This window comes from Nocardiopsis coralli (genome assembly GCF_014892575.1).
In the GTDB taxonomy this organism is placed as follows: domain Bacteria; phylum Actinomycetota; class Actinomycetes; order Streptosporangiales; family Streptosporangiaceae; genus Nocardiopsis; species Nocardiopsis coralli.
Map to the genome: position 1 here is coordinate 172074 of NZ_JADBGI010000008.1, position 16768 is coordinate 188841.

Annotated in this window: 11 protein-coding genes; 8 read left to right on the plus strand and 3 right to left on the minus strand. The window is 73.6% G+C overall.

Going from position 1 to position 16768, the window contains the following annotated elements; all coding sequences use genetic code 11:
* The first annotated feature begins 12 nt into the window (after positions 1-12).
* From IDM40_RS11265 to IDM40_RS11290, 6 genes are all read left to right on the plus strand, one after another.
* A complete protein-coding gene (locus IDM40_RS11265) occupies positions 13-1716 on the plus strand; it encodes a serine/threonine-protein kinase (RefSeq protein ID WP_193121904.1) in 1704 nt (567 codons plus the stop codon).
* 20 nt (positions 1717-1736) lie between these two features.
* On the plus strand, positions 1737-3551 hold the full coding sequence (locus IDM40_RS11270) for a serine/threonine-protein kinase (protein ID WP_193121905.1): 1815 nt from the start codon (positions 1737-1739) through the stop codon (positions 3549-3551).
* 51 nt (positions 3552-3602) lie between these two features.
* Positions 3603-5372, plus strand: a complete 1770-nt coding sequence (locus IDM40_RS11275) for a serine/threonine-protein kinase (RefSeq protein WP_193121906.1) — start codon at positions 3603-3605, stop codon at positions 5370-5372.
* Between the two features lie 31 nt (positions 5373-5403).
* Complete coding sequence (locus IDM40_RS11280; protein WP_193121907.1) at positions 5404-7305, plus strand: serine/threonine protein kinase; 1902 nt, start codon at positions 5404-5406, stop codon at positions 7303-7305.
* A gap of 90 nt (positions 7306-7395) precedes the next feature.
* The gene (locus tag IDM40_RS11285; protein ID WP_193121908.1) at positions 7396-8307 is read left to right on the plus strand and encodes a hypothetical protein; all 912 of its coding nucleotides are present in this window, start codon (positions 7396-7398) and stop codon (positions 8305-8307) included.
* A 62-nt stretch (positions 8308-8369) separates the two neighbouring features.
* A complete protein-coding gene (locus IDM40_RS11290; protein WP_193121909.1) occupies positions 8370-10241 on the plus strand; it encodes a serine/threonine-protein kinase in 1872 nt (623 codons plus the stop codon).
* A gap of 102 nt (positions 10242-10343) precedes the next feature.
* On the opposite strand, the gene IDM40_RS11295 is transcribed toward IDM40_RS11290, so the two are convergent.
* Entirely contained in the window at positions 10344-12560 is a 2217-nt protein-coding gene (locus IDM40_RS11295) for a S9 family peptidase (protein ID WP_193121910.1), read from the minus strand.
* A 119-nt stretch (positions 12561-12679) separates the two neighbouring features.
* On the opposite strand from IDM40_RS11295, the gene mshB reads away from it, so the two are divergent.
* Both mshB and IDM40_RS11305 read left to right on the plus strand, forming a co-directional pair.
* Positions 12680-13546, plus strand: a complete 867-nt coding sequence (mshB, locus tag IDM40_RS11300; RefSeq protein ID WP_193121911.1) for an N-acetyl-1-D-myo-inositol-2-amino-2-deoxy-alpha-D-glucopyranoside deacetylase — start codon at positions 12680-12682, stop codon at positions 13544-13546.
* Positions 13547-13581: 35 nt separating this feature from the next.
* Positions 13582-14034: a hypothetical protein gene (locus IDM40_RS11305; RefSeq protein ID WP_193121912.1), complete on the plus strand. Its 453-nt coding sequence runs from the start codon at positions 13582-13584 to the stop codon at positions 14032-14034.
* A gap of 138 nt (positions 14035-14172) precedes the next feature.
* Here the strand turns inward: IDM40_RS11305 and IDM40_RS11310 are convergent, their stop codons facing one another.
* Both IDM40_RS11310 and IDM40_RS11315 read right to left on the minus strand, forming a co-directional pair.
* The gene (locus tag IDM40_RS11310; protein ID WP_193121913.1) at positions 14173-15258 is read right to left on the minus strand and encodes a site-2 protease family protein; all 1086 of its coding nucleotides are present in this window, start codon (positions 15256-15258) and stop codon (positions 14173-14175) included.
* 82 nt (positions 15259-15340) lie between these two features.
* Positions 15341-16696, minus strand: a complete 1356-nt coding sequence (locus IDM40_RS11315; protein WP_193121914.1) for a hypothetical protein — start codon at positions 16694-16696, stop codon at positions 15341-15343.
* Between the last annotated feature and the right edge of the window lie 72 nt (positions 16697-16768).

Genomic DNA, 16768 nt, shown 5'->3' on the forward strand with positions numbered 1-16768 from the left:
ATCGGTTCCGGAATGATCCCCCGACCGTCCCCCACGGACACCGACCCTGCGCCCCCGCCCCTGCCGCCCGGGGTGGAGCCGCTCACCGCGCGCGACCCGCGCCGGGTGGGGCCGTTCCGCCTGGTGGGGCGCCTGGGTTCGGGAGGGATGGGTGTGGTGTACGCGGCGCTGGACGACGCCGACCGGCGTGTGGCGGTCAAGTGCGCCCACCGCGCGTACGCCCGCGACCCCGAGTTCCGGGCCCGCTTCGCACGCGAGGCCGCCGTGGTGCGGCGGGTGCGGTCGGCGGCGGTGCCCGCGTTCGTGGGTGCCGACGCGCGGGCCCAGGTCCCGTGGCTGGCGACCGAGTACGTGCCCGGACCGACCGTTGCCGCCGCGGTCCGTGACCGCGGCCCGCTCGACGAGGCGGACGTGGCCGGTCTCGCGCTCGGGGCCGCCGAGGCGCTCGTGGCGATCCATGCGGCGGACGTGGTCCACCGCGACCTGAAGCCCGGCAACGTGGTCCTGGCTCCGGACGGCCCCCGCGTGCTCGACCTGGGGATCGCCAAAGCCCTCGCGGACAGCGGGCTCACACGTACCGGCGGCCTGGTCGGCACCCCCGGCTGGATCGCCCCCGAACAGCTGCGCGGCACCCCCGCCACCGGCCGCTCCGACGTCTTCACCTGGGCCAACCTGGTGGTGTACGCCGCCACGGGCTCCGGAGCCTTCGGGACCGGCGACACCGGGACCCTGGCACGGCGGGTGCTCCACGAACCCCCGGACCTGGACGGGGTGCCCGGCCCCCTGCGACCGCACCTGGAACGCGCCCTGGCCAAGGACCCCGAGCAGCGCCCCACGTCCGCGGAGCTCCGGGACGCCCTCACCGCGGCGGTCGCCGATGAGCTCCCCACCTCCGCCGGACACGGTGCCACCCGGGTGCTCAACGCCCCGGGGCAGCTGGACGGGAACGGCGACGACCTGGACCGCTGGACCGCAAACACCGTGCCTCCGCGTCCGTGGCCGGTCCGGCACCGGCGGGGCCTGACCGTTGCCGCAGCGGCCACCGCGTTGGTGCTGGTGGCCGGGGGAGGGGCCCTGCTGTGGGACACCCGTGCGGGGACGGAGGCCGAGGGGCCCGCGGGCGACGGCGAGGGTGCCGCAGGGGCGGGCGAGGCCGCGGATGACGGCGCCGCCACCTCCGACGACACCGTGGTGACCGTGGAGAACGACCCGGACGACCCCGCCTCGGTGATCCGGTACATCGAGGACGCCGACGGCGATCGGCAGCCCCAGCTGCGGTTGAGCTACGCGGCCATCGAGACCGACAGGCTCGACCTCGAGGTCACCGCCGAGTACCTCATGGAGACCGGAGAGGCGACGGTGCGCAGCAGCGACTTCGGCATGGTCGCCGTCATCACCCCGGAGGACCGCAGCATCGTCCCGGACCCGCCCAACAGCTCCGGGAGCCAGGTGGTGCTCTCCCCGGAGGAACCGACCGGCCAGGTCCGTGTCGCCTTCTTCACCAGCCACGGCAGCGCGCTCGTGCACCACCTGCCGCCCGAGACGGCGTCGGAGGAGAGCCGGGAGATCCCCATCGACCGTCCGGGCGGGGTCTGTTTCATCCGGGACGACTCCGACGACCCCTTCGGCCCGGCCGATGTCGCCCCGCACGACACCACTCTCGCGGAGGACTCGCCGCAGGACAGCTGCGTGTTCGAGGACCGCGTGGTTCAGTGACCCCCGACCAGGAAGAGACCATGACCCCCCAGACACCCCCGTTCGACCGTGACCGCCTCCCTCCCGGGGCCGGGCCCCGCAGCGACGACGACCCCTCCCGCCTGGGCCCGTACGAGGTCGTGGCCCGCATCGGGGCCGGCGGTATGGGTTCGGTGTACGCGGGCATCGACGGGTCCGGGGGCTGCGCGGCGGTCAAGGTCGTGCACGAGCACTTTGCGGCCGACACCGAGTTCCGGGCCCGCTTCGCACGCGAGGCCGGGCTCGTGGCGCGGGTCCGTGCCACCTGCACGCCCGCGTTCCTCGGCTCCGACGTGGAGGCCGAGGCACCCTGGCTGGCGACCGAGTACGTTCCGGGGCTGACCCTGCGCCAGTACGTGCGCGCACACGGGCCGTTGAGCGGCGGAACACTGACGGCGTTCGCCGCCGGCCTGGCCGAGGCGCTGGTGGCGATCCATGCGGCGGGTGTGGTTCACCGGGACCTGAAGCCCGGCAACGTGATCCTGGCCCCGGACGGCCCCAAGGTGCTGGACTTCGGCATCGCCCGGGCCGCCGACGGCACCGCCCTCACCGCGACCGGTGGCCTGCTCGGGACGCCGGGGTGGGTGCCGCCCGAGCGGTACGAGGGGGAGGACGCCACCGCGGCGACCGACATGTTCGCGTGGGGCGGTCTGGTGCTCCAGGCCGCGACCGGCCGCGACCCCTTCGGCGGCGATGGGGCCGAGGCCGTCACCCACCGGGTGCGCACGCAGGAGGCCGACCTCACCGGGTTGCCCTCGTACCTCGTTCCGCTCGTTCGTGCCGCCCTCGGTCCCGATCCCCGGCAGCGACCGACCGCTTGCCAGGCCCTGGCCGAGCTCACCGGCGGTTGGCAGGCCACCCAGGTCGGCCGCGCGGCCGCCGACGACCCCACGGAGGTGGTGCCCGAGCTGCTGGCCACCGAGTGGCGCGGGGTCGGCGGCGCACCTCCGGAGCCGGGCCGCAGCGGCCGTCGCGGCAGGGCCCTGCTCATGGGCGGGGGCGCGGTCGTGCTCGTCGCCGCCCTGCTGGGTACCTGGTTCGTGGTCCGGCCCGGAGAGGACGCGGAACCGCCGGAGGACCCCGAACCCGCCGGCCCCGCGGTCGCGCGGGACCCGGAGGACGCCGACGCCGTGATCGAGGAGGCCGTGGAGCTCGCGGTCGGGGCCTCCGACTACCAGTTCCGGCGCGTGCGGGAGTTGGGCACGGAGATCGGGCACCCGAACATCGACGTCGTCGAGTACACGGAGGAGCCGGTCCGGGCCCAGCAGCGGTGGGGCTACGATCCCGCCGGCGCGAGCCTCGGCCTGCGCCACGGTGACGATCTGGAGGAGGAAGTGGCGGGGCTGGTGCGCTACCTGGGCGACGACCTCGAGGAGATGCAGGAGGACCTCGACTACTACGAGGGCCCGTTCAGCACGGGTGACGAACCCTTCGACCCGGACCTGCGCGCCGTCGTCCTGGGAATCGAGCTCGTGGCCGAGCAGGACGAGCAGGTGACGTATCAGGGCGAGAGCTGGGCCCCCGTGCCCGACACCGAGAGCACCGGGGTCGGCAGGCACGTCGAGTTCGAGGAGGCGCAGGGACACCACTACTCGGGCACCTACACCGGAGAGGAGGGGACGGAGGAGAGCTTCGACCTGTGGATCGACGAGGACGGCTACCCGCTGCACTTCGCCTCGTTCGAGGACGGGGAGGTCGGTGGCACCTACTCGGAGGACCTCGCGCACTCGACGACCACAAGCTTCAACTTCGGTGAACCCGTGGACATCCATATCCCCTCGGAGGAGGAGATCTCCCCCGACCGGCCGGAAATCTAGCGCCCCGTCGTACGCTGATGACGCCGATCCCCCGTGACAGAACGGTTCCGCATGATCCCCCCTTCCCCCGCACCCGGTACCGACCCTGCGCCCCCGCCCCTGCCGCCCGGCGTGCAGCCGCTCGGCGCCGGCGACCCGCGGCGGGTGGGCCCGTTCCGCCTGGTGGGGCGCCTGGGATCCGGCGGGATGGGTGTGGTGTACGCGGCGTTGGACGACGCCGACCGGCGGGTGGCGGTCAAGACGGTGCACCGGATCTTCGCCTCCGACGCCGATTTCCGGACCCGGTTCGCCCGCGAGGTCGCGATGGTGCGGCGCGTGCAGGCCGCGTGTGTGCCCAGGTTCGTGGGGTGCGGCCCCGGCGCCGAGGTGCCGTGGCTGGCGACCGAGTACGTGCCCGGCCCGACCCTCACCGAGCGCCTGCGGCACGGCCCGCTGCGGGGCCCGGAGCTCACCCTCTTCGCTCTGGGCGCCGCCGAGGCGCTCGCGGCGATCCATGCGGTGGGTGTGGTGCACCGCGACCTGAAGCCCGGCAACGTGATCCTGTCGCCGACCGGGCCGAAGGTGCTCGACTTCGGGATCGCCCGCGCCGCCGACGAGACCGCGTTGACCCACACCGGCGGTGTCGTCGGTACCCCGGGCTGGATCGCACCCGAGCAGTACCGGGGCGACGACGCCACCGGGTTCTCCGATGTCTTCGCCTGGGCCTGCCTGGTCGCACACGCCGCGACCGGGCGCGAACCCTTCGGGGCGGGCACCACGCAGTCCGTGGTCACGCGGGTCCTCGACGGGCGCCCCGACCTCGACGGCGTTCCCGGGTCGCTCGCCCTGATCATGGAACGCGCGCTGGACAAGGATCCCGGCCGCCGGCCGCGCGCCGACGAGCTGATGCGGGAACTGGCCGTGCTCGTGCCGGACGAGGCTTCCCCCGCGGTGTCACCCAGCGGGGCCGTCGACGTCACGCTCGTCATGGGGCAGGCCTGGGCGGGCCCGGGTGCCCCTCGCACACCGGACGGGACCGTCCCCGGGGTCGACCTCTGGGTCGCCAACGCGCCCCCGCGCGAGTCGTGGGTGCGCCGCCACCGACGCGGCATCGCGGTCGGGACGGGCGCGCTGGCGCTCACCCTCGTGGCCTCGCTCGGCATCGGTGCGTGGGCCGGGGACGGCTCGGGGTCCGTGCCGCTGGTCCCGGGCAGCGATCCCTCGGTCGAGGACGGGGAACCCTTCGCGGCCGACGGGGGCGGCTCCGGCGGGGCCGATGGCTCCGGCGCCGCGGACGGCGACGGGGACGCCTCGGACGGGGGCGGCGGTTCCGAGGAGGACGCCGACGCCGACCGCGTGGAGCACGACGTCGCCGACGCCCCGGCCGAGTACCAGGACCTGTTCGAGGACGGCGAGGTCACCCTCGTGCCCGACCCCGACGAACCCCTCGCGGCCGTCCGCCGCATCGAACCCGCCGACGGCGACGGGGAGGGCCTCGACGTCCTGCGGATCGTGCAGACCGAGGAGCCCTCGGAGTCCCTCTTCTGGCTGGACTTCGAGTACCTGCTCGACTTCGGTGCGCTGGAGGTGCGCGAGAGCGACTTCGTCTGGGCCGAGCAGCCCGACCCCTCGGCCGCCGACGGCAGCGAAATGGAGGTCGAGCGCCTGAGCTCGGGCGGCATGGCCGTGCTCTCGCCCGACAACCCGACCAGGAGCGATTTCGGCTTCATGGCCCCGGTCGACCGTGAGGACGAGCCGTTCCACTACCTGCCGCGTTCGGTCTCCGGCCCCGAGGACCGCCTGGCGCACGACCACGACCTCCCCGACCTGCACGGCCACTGACCCCCCTGGTGCGAGACCGGAAGGAACACGCATGAACCAGCAGACGGCGGTCCCCTTCGACCGCAAGCACGTGCCGGCCGATCTCAAGCCACTGGGTGAGGGTGACCCCGAGGGCCTCGGCCCGTACCGGGTGCTCGGGCGCATCGGCGCGGGCGGCATGGGCGCGGTCTACGCGGGGCTCGGCGAGGACGGTACGTGCGCGGCGGTCAAGGTGGTCCACCCCCAGTTCGCCGCCGACGACGAGTTCCGGTCCCGGTTCGCACGCGAGGTCGACCTGGTCTCGCGGGTACGCGCGTCCTGCACACCCGCGTTCCTCGGGACCGACCTGGGGTCCGAGACACCGTGGCTGGCCACCGACTACGTGCCCGGCCTGACACTGCGCGCGCACGTGTCCCGGAACGGTCCGCTCACCGGTGGCATGCTGACCGCGTTCGCCACCGGTATGGCCGAGGCCCTGGTCGCCATCCACGGGACCGGTGTGGTGCACCGGGACCTCAAGCCCGGCAACGTGATCCTGTCCCCGGACGGCCCCAAGGTGCTCGACTTCGGCATCGCCCGGGCCACGGACGGCACCGCTCTGACCAGTACCGGCGGCCTGCTCGGGACACCCGGGTGGATGGCGCCGGAACTGTACGAGGGGGACGGGGCCACCCCCGCCTCCGACATGTTCGCGTGGGCGGCGATGGTCGCGTACGCGGCGACCGGGCGGGAACCCTTCGGGCGCGGGCCGATCGAGGCGGTCTCGCACCGGACGCAGACCGAGGAGCCCGACCTCACCGGGGTCTCCGGCGACGTGGAACAGCTGGTCCGGTACGGCCTGTCGAAGGACCCCGCACGGCGCCCGACCGCCGAGCAGGCGCTGACCGAGCTCACGGACCGCTGGCGGCACACCCGCGTGCGGCCCGGGCCCGTGCCCGACGCGCCCACCGAGGTCGTCCCGGCCCTGCTGGCCCAGGAGTGGGACGGCGTCGAGGCGCCGCCGGTCAAGCGCGTGCGCGGCCGGGGCCGTGCGTGGGCGCTCGGAGTGACGGGGGTCGTCGCCGCAGGCACGGCGGTCGGGCTCCTGGCGGTCTGGCTGTTCGCGGACACCGGCCCCGGTGGCGACGAGGACGCCGCGGCCGACCACGCCGAGGAAGGGGCGGAGGGTTCCGGAGAAGCCGAAGAACCGCAGGTCGCGCGGGACCCCGAGGAGGCGGCCGGTGTGTTCGAGGAAGCGGCGGAGACGGCGCGCGGGGCCTCCAGTTTCATCGTCGCCTCCCACCGGTACTCCAACCAACCGGGTGACAGCACGCCCTATTTCTACTGGTACACCGAGGACCCGGAACGTGCCTTCCTGAGCCTGAGCATGCTCGGTCCCACTGGCGGCGGACACCTCGCGTACGGGCCCGACCTGGAGGAGATCGTCGGGGTCTCCGAGCGCAACGACTACATCACCGGTGAGGAGGAACGCACGTACGGCCAGGCGGGGGACGAGGACGCCGTCGACAACCCGCTGCACGAGTGGGAGTACGAGCTGGCGGGCCTGGAGGCGTTGGCCGCCGACGGATCCGAGCTCTCCTACGAAGGCACGGAGGAGGTCCCCGAGGTCATGGTCTCCCTGGAGGAGATGCCGGGCCAGAGCCCCGACGGCGAGGAGCTGGCCGGCCGCGAGGGGCACCGGTACACCGGAACGGCCGCGGGCGGTTTCTGGCTGCACCCGGGATCGGACGAGGAGCCCGGTGACCGCACCGCCGACGTGGACCTGTGGGTCTCCGAGGCCGGGTACCCGCTGGCCCTGAGGGTGGAGGAGACCGTCGAGGGGGAGCAGTCCGAAGGGGGCGGCGCCCTCACCTACAGCCACGACCTCGACTTCATGGTCTTCGACGCGCCCGTGGACATCGAGATCCCCGACGAGTCGCAGATCGAGGGCGGGGCGGACCCCGGGACCGACTGACCCGGCGGTCCGGGGCCCGGGTGAACCGCAGCGCGCCGGGCCGCATCGGAACAGGAGAACCTCGATCCCCCCACCGAGTGGAACACGAGCATGCCCGGACCGCCATCACGCGCACCCCTCGCCCGGATCTCCCGCCCGCTGGTCTCCACCGCCTGCCTCACGACCTGCCTCCTGCTGGCGGCCGCACTGCTGGCCGCCTGCTCCGAACAGGACGGCGACCCGGACGAGGAGGCCCTCACCGAGGAGGAGGCCGCCGCCGAGGAGGAGCCGCAGCTCGCCATCGAGACCGACCCCGAGGACGCGGCCGCGGTCGCCCAGGAAGCGGTCGAGCTCGCACTGGAGGCGGAGAGCTTCGAGAGCCTCTACTTCATGGACGGACCGGAGCTGGGTGACGCCCCGGCGTACGAGTTCCTGTACACCGAGGACCCGGAACCCCGCTACCGGGAAACCAACAGGGGCGGGCCGGCCCTGGTCGAGGTCATCGAGGTCGGTGAGGGCCCCGACGACGTCATCCGCAACAGCAGGATGCAGAACCCGGGGGAGGAGGACTCCTTCTACCGGGACCCCGAGGACGCCGACCCCGACACCGGGCGCGAGGAGTGGGAGCGCTTGCTGCGGCTGATCCCGGAAACGGTGGAGGAATCGGGGGAGGTCACCCGCGAGGGCATCGGCCGGGCCGGCATGCACGACGACGTGGGCACCGGGGCCCCGCTCCTGCAGGACAACCCGGTCACGGAGGAGCTGGGGCACCTCTACACCGGGAACCTGCCGTTCTCGGACGAGGAGTGGCAGCCCGGTGACGTACGCCGTTTCCATCTCTGGATCGCCGAGGACGGCTACCCGCAGCTCCTGTATCTCCACGAGTCGACGACCCGCGGGAGCGCCGACTTCCAGTCCTACCTCGACGAGTTCCTCCTGTTCGAGCAGTTCAACGACCCCGTGCAGGTCGAGATCCCGGATGAATCGGAGATCGGCGGGGAGCAACCCGGTTCCGCCGACTGACACCTTCCTGGGAACGGCCACGCCGTGGTCGACCGGGCCCCGACGACGCAGTGAGGACGAGTATGCCGACCGACCCCCCGCGGCACTTCGACCGGAACCGCCTCCCTCCCGGGGTGGCACCCACCGCCCCCGGCGACCCCGAGCAGATCGGTCCCTACCGGATCGTCGGCCGGATCGGCGCCGGCGGCATGGGGGTGGTGCACGCCGGGCTCGACGCGCAGGAGGGGTGCGCGGCGGTCAAGACCGTGCACCCGCACATCGCGGCCGACCCGGATTTCCGTGCGCGCTTCGCCCGCGAGGTCGACCTGGTCGCACGCGTGGACGCCGCCTGCACCCCGGGCTTCCTCGGCGCCGACGTGGAAGCCGAGGCGCCGTGGCTCGCGACGGAGTACGTCCCGGGTCTCACCCTCGGCCAGTACGTGCGCGGCAACGGTCCCCTCACCGGGGGCAGGCTCACGGCCTTCGCGGCGGGCTCGGCCGAAGCGCTCACCGCGATCCACGCGGCCGGTGTGGTGCACCGGGACCTCAAGCCCGGGAACGTGATCCTGTCCCCGGGTGGCCCCAAGGTGCTCGACTTCGGTATCGCCCGCGCCGTGGACGCCACGGCCCTGACCGCCACCGGGGGCCTGTTCGGTACACCGGGGTGGATCGCACCCGAGCAGTACGCGGGAGAGGACGCCACCGACCGCTCGGACCTGTTCGCCTGGGCCGGTCTCGTGCTGTTCGCCGCCACCGGGAGCGAACCCTTCGGGCGTGGGGCGGTCGACGAGGTCGCGCGCCGCACCCGGACCGAGGAGCCCGACACCGGTGACCTGCCCGTGGAGCTGGCCGAGATCGTGGACCGGGCCTTCGCCAAGAACCCGGCCGACCGCCCTACCGCCGAGGAGGCCCTGGCCACCCTCATGGGGGAGTGGAGCGCGACCCAGGTCGAGCCGCCGGCGGAGACCGAACCCACGCGCGTCGTGCCCGTGCTGCTCGAGCGCGAGTGGCGCGGTATCAGCGCCCCGGACCCGGTCCCCACCGGACGCCGGTACGGCCGCGCCCGGTGGTTCGCGGCCGCCGCGGGTGCGCTCGTGCTGGTCGTCCTGGTCTCCGCCGTGCTGGGGCTCCGGGGAGGGGACAGCCCCGGTGGCGGCGCGGGCGAGGAAGCCGATGGGGGAGAGGGCGAGGCGTCCGGCGAACAGGACGAGCCGGCGGTGCAGACCGACCCCGAGGACATCGGAGCGGTCATCGCCGACGCCGTCGCCGTGGCCTCCGGGGCGGAGTCCTTCGATGCCAGGGTCGCGAGGCACACCAACGAGACCGGGGACCGCGCCATCTTCTCGTACCGCTACACCGAGGACCCCGAGCCCGCTTACAGCGAGACGATGCTGGCGGAGGGCCGCGAGAACGGCTACACCGCGTTCGGCCCGGACCTGGACGACCTCGTCGGCATCAGCGAACTTCCCGAGGACGAGGGGGAGCGCGTGTACTACCGCGACGACGAGCTCGCGGACGTGGAACCGATGGACGAATGGGAGCGGGAGGTCGACCGGCTCGAGTCGGTCGCCGCCGAGGACGCCGAGGTCGAGTACCAGGGCCACGGCCAGGTCCCGGCGGACATCATCCCCGAGGACACGGGCCCCGAGAACCCGCGCCCCGACAGCTCGCAGCGCCCGGGCCACCACTACACCGGCACGATGCCGGACGTCTGGTGGGACCGGGAACAGGACGAGGTGGAGTTCGACCTGTGGATCGGCGACAACGGCCACCCGGTCTTCCTCGAGACCGTGGAGTACACGGACGAAGTGACCACCCAGCCCGCCTTCGGGCCCTCCGGGGAGGAGGTCGTGCTCGAGTACCAGAGCCGGATCGACTTCGCCCCCTTCGACGGGCCCGTCGAGATCGAGCGGCCGGACGAGTCCGAGATCCAGGACGGCGCCCCGGACGGCTGACCCGGCACCGGAAGACTCACCCGGCGGCTCTGGAACGACCGCCCCGGAGCCGGCCGGGCACCCGCGTCGGGGCGCCCGGCCGGCGGCAGGCGATCGGGCTGGTCAGCCCTCCTGGTCGCCCTCGACGCCCAGGCACTCCTTCAGGAACTCCACCTGCAGCAGCAACAGGTTCTCCGCCACGGTCGGGTCCGACGGCGAGTGCGTCACCCCCGACAGCGGGAGCACGGTGTGCGGGCGCCCGGCGGCCAGCAGCGCCGACGACATCCGCTGCGTGTGCGCGAAGACCACGTTGTCGTCGGAGAGCCCGTGCACGAACATCACCGGGCGTTCCAGGTCACCGGCGTCGGCCAGCAGGGAACTGCGCTCGTAGGCCTTCGGCTCGCCCTCGGGCGTGCCCAGGTACCGCTCGGTGTAGTGGGTGTCGTACAGCTCCCAGTCGATGACGGGGGCACCCGCGACGGCGGCGTGGAAGGCGTCGGGGCGGCGCAGCACCGCGAGCGTGGCCAGGTACCCGCCGAAGGACCACCCCTGGATCCCGACGCGGGAGGTGTCGAGGCAGCCGAACCGTTCGGCGGCGTCCTCCAACGCGGCGACCTGGTCCTCCAGCACCGGGGCGGCCAGATCGAGGTGCACGGCCTGTTCCCACGCCACGTCCACGCCCGGGGTGCCGCGGCCGTCGGCGATGAGCACCGCGAACCCCTGCTCGGCGAACCACTGCGAACCCCAGAACGCACCGCGCGCGTTCAGCACCCGCTGGGCGTGCGGGCCGCCGTAGGGGGCGACCAGGACCGGCAGCGGGTCGTCGCCCTCCGAGTACCAGGACGGCAGCACCAGGGCGCTCGGGATGCCGCGTTCCCCGGCGCGCCAGAACCGCACGCGGGGCTCGGGGAGCTCCGGGGTCTGCGCGAAGCTCTCGATCTCGGTGTGGGTGCGCCGCGTCTCCGTGCTCGCGTGGCGCACGATCAGGGTCCGGACGCCGGTGCGGTCCATCGACCGGTGCTGCAGGACGAGGGTGTCCCCGCGCAGGCGGCCGGCGCGCAGACCCCCGTGGGCGGCGTCGTCCGGGGTGTCGGCGTCGGGGAGCTCGACCGGGGCGGACAGGCCGCTCTCCAGGTCGACCAGCCACAGGGACACGTCGCCCGGGCGGCCGGCCGGCGACCCCGAGTACAGGATCCGCTCGCCGTCCACGCTCACCACACCGCGGACGTACACACCCGCCGGGCTGACCGGGTCCACGCCCACGTACACACGCCGCTCGCCGCCGGCCTCGTGGTCGCGGCCGATCCACACCAGGGCCCCGGACGAGGTGTGGTCGGGCACGCCCGGCATGAGCTCGACCCACACGTCGTCGGTCTCGGTGCGGGCCTCGGCGACCAGACCGGTGGCCGGGTCGGCGGAGAACAGGGTGAGGGTGCGCTGATCGCGGCTCTGACCGGTGAAGACGACCGTGGGGGTGCCGTCCGGGCCGCTCGTCCACCCGGCGGTCGGCACGTAGGGCAGGGCCTCGCGGTCCCACTCGATCCACGACGGGGCCGGCTCGCCCTCGGCGCGGTGGCGCGCGGCCGGGGCCACGGTGAACACGGCCAGGCGCACGTCCGGGTTGTCGGTCCCGGCGGCCGGGTACCGGAGCGCCGTCGGCTCCTGCGCCGGGGAGGCCGGGTCGTCCACGTACCAGCGGGCCACCATCGACTCGTCGACCCGGGTGGCCAGCAGGGACGCACTGTCGGGCGACCACCAGAAACCGCGGAACCGGTTCATCTCCTCGGCCGCCACGAAGTCGGCCAGGCCCCAGGTGACGTGTTCGCCGTCGGGCGAGGCCACCACACGGTCGCCGTGGCCGGGCTCGGCGTCGGAGATGTCCACGACCTTGAGCGCGCCGCCGCTGACGTAGGCGACACGGTCACCCGCCGGGCTCACCCGCGGGTCCACGACCGGCTGGGTGGCCGGGAGCTCGCGGGGTTCGCGGTCGTCGCCGGCCAGGTCCACGTGGAACAGGCGGCCGGACAGGGTGAAGACGGCGCGGGTGAAGGCGCGGTCGACGGTGTAGGAGACGATGCCGCCGCCGTGCTCGCGCAGGCGTTCGCGGCGGGCCCGCTCCTCCGGGGGGAGGTTCTCGTCGTCGGCGCCGAGCACCCGCGGGTCGGCGAGCATCTCGGTGGTGCCGCGTTCTGCGTCGTGGATCCACAGGCACGTGGCCGGGTCGGAGCCGTCACGCGAGCGGAGGAAGGTCACACGGTCCCCGTCGGGGGAGACCTGGAAACCGCGGGGCACACCGATGGTGAAGCGCTGGGTTCGGGCCTGTTGGCGAGGAAAGCTCATAGGGCGATTGTGTCGCATACGCAGCTGAGCGGGTCGCGGCCCCGGGCCGGGGTTCCGGTCGGATACCGGGTGGTCACTTCGGGCCGGAAAACCCCGTTCCGGACGGTATGGTTCGCTGCGTGATGGACAGGCGACTGATGATGGTGCACGCGCACCCCGACGACGAGAGCATCGTCACCGGTGCCACGTTGGCCAAGTACGCGGCCGAGGGAACCCAGGTCACGCTGGTGACCTGCACCCTGGGAGAGGAGGGCGAGGTCATCCCCGCGAACCTCGCGCACCTGGCCTCCGACCGCGACGACACCCTCGGTGAGTACCGGGTCGGCGAGCTCTCCCGGGCCTGCCGGGCCCTGAACGTGCGGGACCACCGCTTCCTCGGCGGGCAGGGGCACTACCGCGACTCCGGGATGATGGGCGGCGAGACCAACGAGCACCCGCAGGCGTTCTGGGGTGCCGACGTCGAGGAGGCCGCGCTCCGGCTCGCGCACGAGATCCGCGAGGTCCGGCCGCAGGTGCTGGTGAGCTACGACGAGCACGGCGGGTACGGGCACCCCGACCACATCCAGGCGCACCGGGTCACCCGCCGCGCCTGGGACCTGGCCGCGGACCGTTCGGTGCCCGGTGACCCCTGGCGGGTGGACAAGCTGTACGCCATCGCCCAGCCGGTCTCGCGGATCCGGGCGTCCGTGGACCGCATGCGCGTGGACCCCGGCCCCTTCACCCCGCCGGAGAGCGTCTCCGACATCGCACGCGGAACCCCGGACGCGCAGGTGACCACGCGGATCGACGCCGGTCCCCACTGGGCGGCCAAGGCGCTGGCGATGCGCGCGCACACCACCCAGATCACCGTGGACGGCGAGCGGTTCGCGCTCTCCAACGACATCGCCCAGGAGCTGGACGCGGTCGAGCACTTCACGCTGCTGCTCGGGCCGCCCGTGCGCCCCGGGGACGACGGCTACGAGACGGATCTCTTCGCGGGCCTGTGACGGGAGGTTGCCGTGACCGCCTACCCTCGGTTCACGTGACCACCACAGAGCCCCAAGAACCCCAGCAGAGCAAGCGTCCGACGGTCTCCGAGGACACGGTCTCCTCGGTGCTGACGGGCGCCACCTGCGTGGTCCTGTTCCTCCTCGGCCTCGTGCTGGGGACGGTCTCCACCGTCAGCGCCGGATGGCTGACCCGGTACTGGGACGGCGGCCAGCCCGCGCCCGCGCTGGCGATCGCTGCGCTCGTGGTGTACGTGGTGCTGCTGTACGTCCTGTGCCGGCTCGCGGCCTGGGGCGGGCGGCGCCAGTCCGCGGCCGTGGCGTTCGCGCTCGGGTACGCGGTGGTGCTGTTCGCGGCCACGAGTTACCTGCCGGGCGGCGACGTGCTGCTGCAGGACGACCCGGTGCACTACGCCTTCCTGATCGGCGCGATGGTCGCCCTCGCCGCCGCCGTGGTGCGTTCGGCGCCCCGGCGCCGCCCCGCCTGAGGCCCCGGGTCCCGAGCACTGCGTGTGCCGGAGCGACGCAGTCCCACAGACCATCGCGCGACCCCGCACAAGACTCGCGCCACGCAGCCCCTGGGGCCGCGTGGCGCGAGTCGGACGTCCGAGTTCAGGCCGGGGAGATCACGCCGCCCAGAACTGCCACAGGAGCTGGCCCAGGAACGCCGTCCCGGGGAAGGTCGGGTTCGGCATGATCAGGTCGAGCAGCGCGAACACCGACTCCTGCAGCCACGGGTTGATCACGGGGAGCGCGAGAATCGCGAACGCACCCACCGAGAAGAACAGCTGGTTCGTGCGGGCCTTGCGCACCCAGGGGCGGTCCGGGGCGACGGCCTCGAACATGTCCAGGCCCGGGATCGGCAGCAGGTTGACCAGCGCCGAGGTCAGGTTGGCCAGGCAGAGGAACGCGAGCGCGGCCAGGGCCCAGTTCGTGGTGTCGTTGCCCGGAGGCACCAGGTACGTGACGACGCCGCCGAAGACGACGGCCATCAGCAGGCTCGCGATCGGCCCGGCCATGGCCACCGCCACACGCCGGCCCCGCGTCGGGATCCGCTCCCAGTCGACGTAACCGGCCGGCCCGTTCATGCCGAACCCGCCCACACCGAGGTAGAGCACCGGGAGCACCGTCCCGGCGAAGGTCTCCCGGAAGGCGAAGGGGTTCAGGCGCAGATACCCCGAACCGCGCAGGGACCGGTCGCCCGCGAGGTAGGCGGTGAGCGCGTGCGCGAACTCGTGCACGGCCGTGGAGAGCAGCCACCCGATGAGGATCATCAGCGGCGGGATCAGCGGCGTGACCTCGGTGTCCTCGGCCGCCCAGTCCAGCTCGACGGCGTTCCAGGACAGCCACCCGGCGAACCCGCCCAGGCCGAGCAGGAGCAGGAACACGGGGCTGGGGAAGAAGTCCATCGCCGAGGTGCGCGGAGGGGCGTGCACGGGCTCGCCGGGCTCGGCCGCACCGTCGGCGCCGTCCGTGCTGTCCGGGTCGGCGGTCCCGGCGGACCCCTCGTCCCCGGCGTCATCAGCGGTCCCGGTCTCCCCGGCCGCACCGGAGCCCTCGGCCCGGGGCTCCCCGGCCCCGGGATCCCCGTCCCCGGCCTCCGCGTCAGCGTCCGCTTCCCGCGCGACGTCCGGGTCCGGGACGTTCGCGGCGTCGTCGGGCATCCGCGTCCACAGGTCCTCGGGCGCTTCGGGTTTGTCGGGCGTGGGCATGGTGCTCCTGCTGGTCGCGGGTGGATCCGCGCTCCAGAGTAGGCCCTGCTCGGGACCCTTCCGCAGCGGGTCCGGGTGAGTGTCAGACCACCGCTCGCGGGGCCACCGCGGACTTGTGCAGGCACGCGATCGCGAAGGCCCGGCCGGGGGTGGTCAGCTCCCGGTGGCCGGTCGCGTCCTCCTCCGTGACCAGGTTGAGCGCCTCCAGCAGCCACCCGGTGGACATGACCATCGCCCGTACCTGGTCTGACGCGGTCTCGGCGGTGCGCCTGTGTGCGGCCGCGTGCCGGCCCGCGGGCGGTTCGACCGGCCGCCACCCGGTCTCGGTGAGCACCCGTTCGGCGGCCTCGATGTCGGGTTCCGCGCGGCGGGCGTGCGACCCGCTGCCCTGGGGTGTCCGGGTCAGCAGCAGCCCGAGGAGCGTCTCCGCGGCGGCCTGCTCCAGCCCGCCGGTCCGGCACAGGGTCTCGGCCGCGGCCTCCCACAGGGACTCGGGGTTCTCCCGCAGCCGCCGCCCGCGCCGGGTCAGCACCAGGCGCCGTCCGGAACGCCGGACCGCCCGCATGCCGCGCAGCACCTGGTGCAGCGCGATCAGCTGGGTGACGTCGGTCTCACTGCGGGGCGGGCTCGGGGTGGTGCGCCAACCGAAGTCCTCGCACATCTGCCGCACCACACTGGGCGAGATGTAGCCGATCTGGGTCAGCGGGACCCCGTCCGCCGCCAGCTCCAGCAGGCGCTGCAGCGGCGCGAGAACGGCGTCGGCGGTGCGCGGAACGTCGGTCCCGGCGATGATCTGGCCGACCAGGGGCCACAGCCGCTGGCGGTGCGGATGGACCGGGGAGTTGAGCCAGGCGCGCACCCGTTCCTCGCGCACCCGGTCCAGGTGGCTCAGGCCGTGCCCGTCCGGCTGGGTGAGGAACGACCGTGCGAAGTGCTCCTGGGCCGGCCGCCACCCGCGTTTTCCGGGTCGGATGTCGCGCAGGGAGATCGCCAGCTCCAGCGAGGCCGCGGTCTCGGCCAGGGCCCGGAGCTCGGCGTCGCCCACGGCGGTGCCCCAGGTCAGTTCCGGGAGGTCGGGGGGTTCCACACCCGATTCCCACATGAGCCGCTCGTACATGGCCACGCCGGCCTCGTGGTCGTCGCGGTAGACCGCCAACAGGGTGAGCGTCTCGGGCGCCTGGCAGATGTGCGCGTACTGGTACAGCTGCAGCAGCGAGAACAGGTTGCCGAGGGAACGCGCGGCGAAGAGCTGGTCGTCGTGGTTGTTCTGGAAGCGCACCGGCAGCTCGTACCAGCAGAAACGCTGGACCGAGTGCTGGGTGAGGCGTTCCAGGTCCCGTTCGGGTACGAGGGTGTCCAGGGCCAGACCCGCCATGTCGGCGGCCCGCTCGTCCCGTCGCGCCAGCTCGGCCAGTGCGGACGCCACCGCTTCGCGCACGAGCGCTCACCACCTCCCCGCGTGACTGGCGCCCTGGCCGCGCGGGGTCGCGGCGGGGCGCGGAGCTCGATG

Bases quoted from the DNA above. Each gene is read 5' to 3' on its own strand.
- IDM40_RS11265 (WP_193121904.1), top strand. From the start codon at position 13: ATGATCCCCCGACCGTCCCCCACGGACACCGACCCTGCGCCCCCGCCC.
- IDM40_RS11270 (WP_193121905.1), top strand. From the start codon at position 1,737: ATGACCCCCCAGACACCCCCGTTCGACCGTGACCGCCTCCCTCCCGGG.
- IDM40_RS11275 (WP_193121906.1), top strand. From the start codon at position 3,603: ATGATCCCCCCTTCCCCCGCACCCGGTACCGACCCTGCGCCCCCGCCC.
- IDM40_RS11280 (WP_193121907.1), top strand. From the start codon at position 5,404: ATGAACCAGCAGACGGCGGTCCCCTTCGACCGCAAGCACGTGCCGGCC.
- IDM40_RS11285 (WP_193121908.1), top strand. From the start codon at position 7,396: ATGCCCGGACCGCCATCACGCGCACCCCTCGCCCGGATCTCCCGCCCG.
- IDM40_RS11290 (WP_193121909.1), top strand. From the start codon at position 8,370: ATGCCGACCGACCCCCCGCGGCACTTCGACCGGAACCGCCTCCCTCCC.
- IDM40_RS11295 (WP_193121910.1), bottom strand. From the start codon at position 12,560: ATGAGCTTTCCTCGCCAACAGGCCCGAACCCAGCGCTTCACCATCGGT.
- IDM40_RS11310 (WP_193121913.1), bottom strand. From the start codon at position 15,258: ATGCCCACGCCCGACAAACCCGAAGCGCCCGAGGACCTGTGGACGCGG.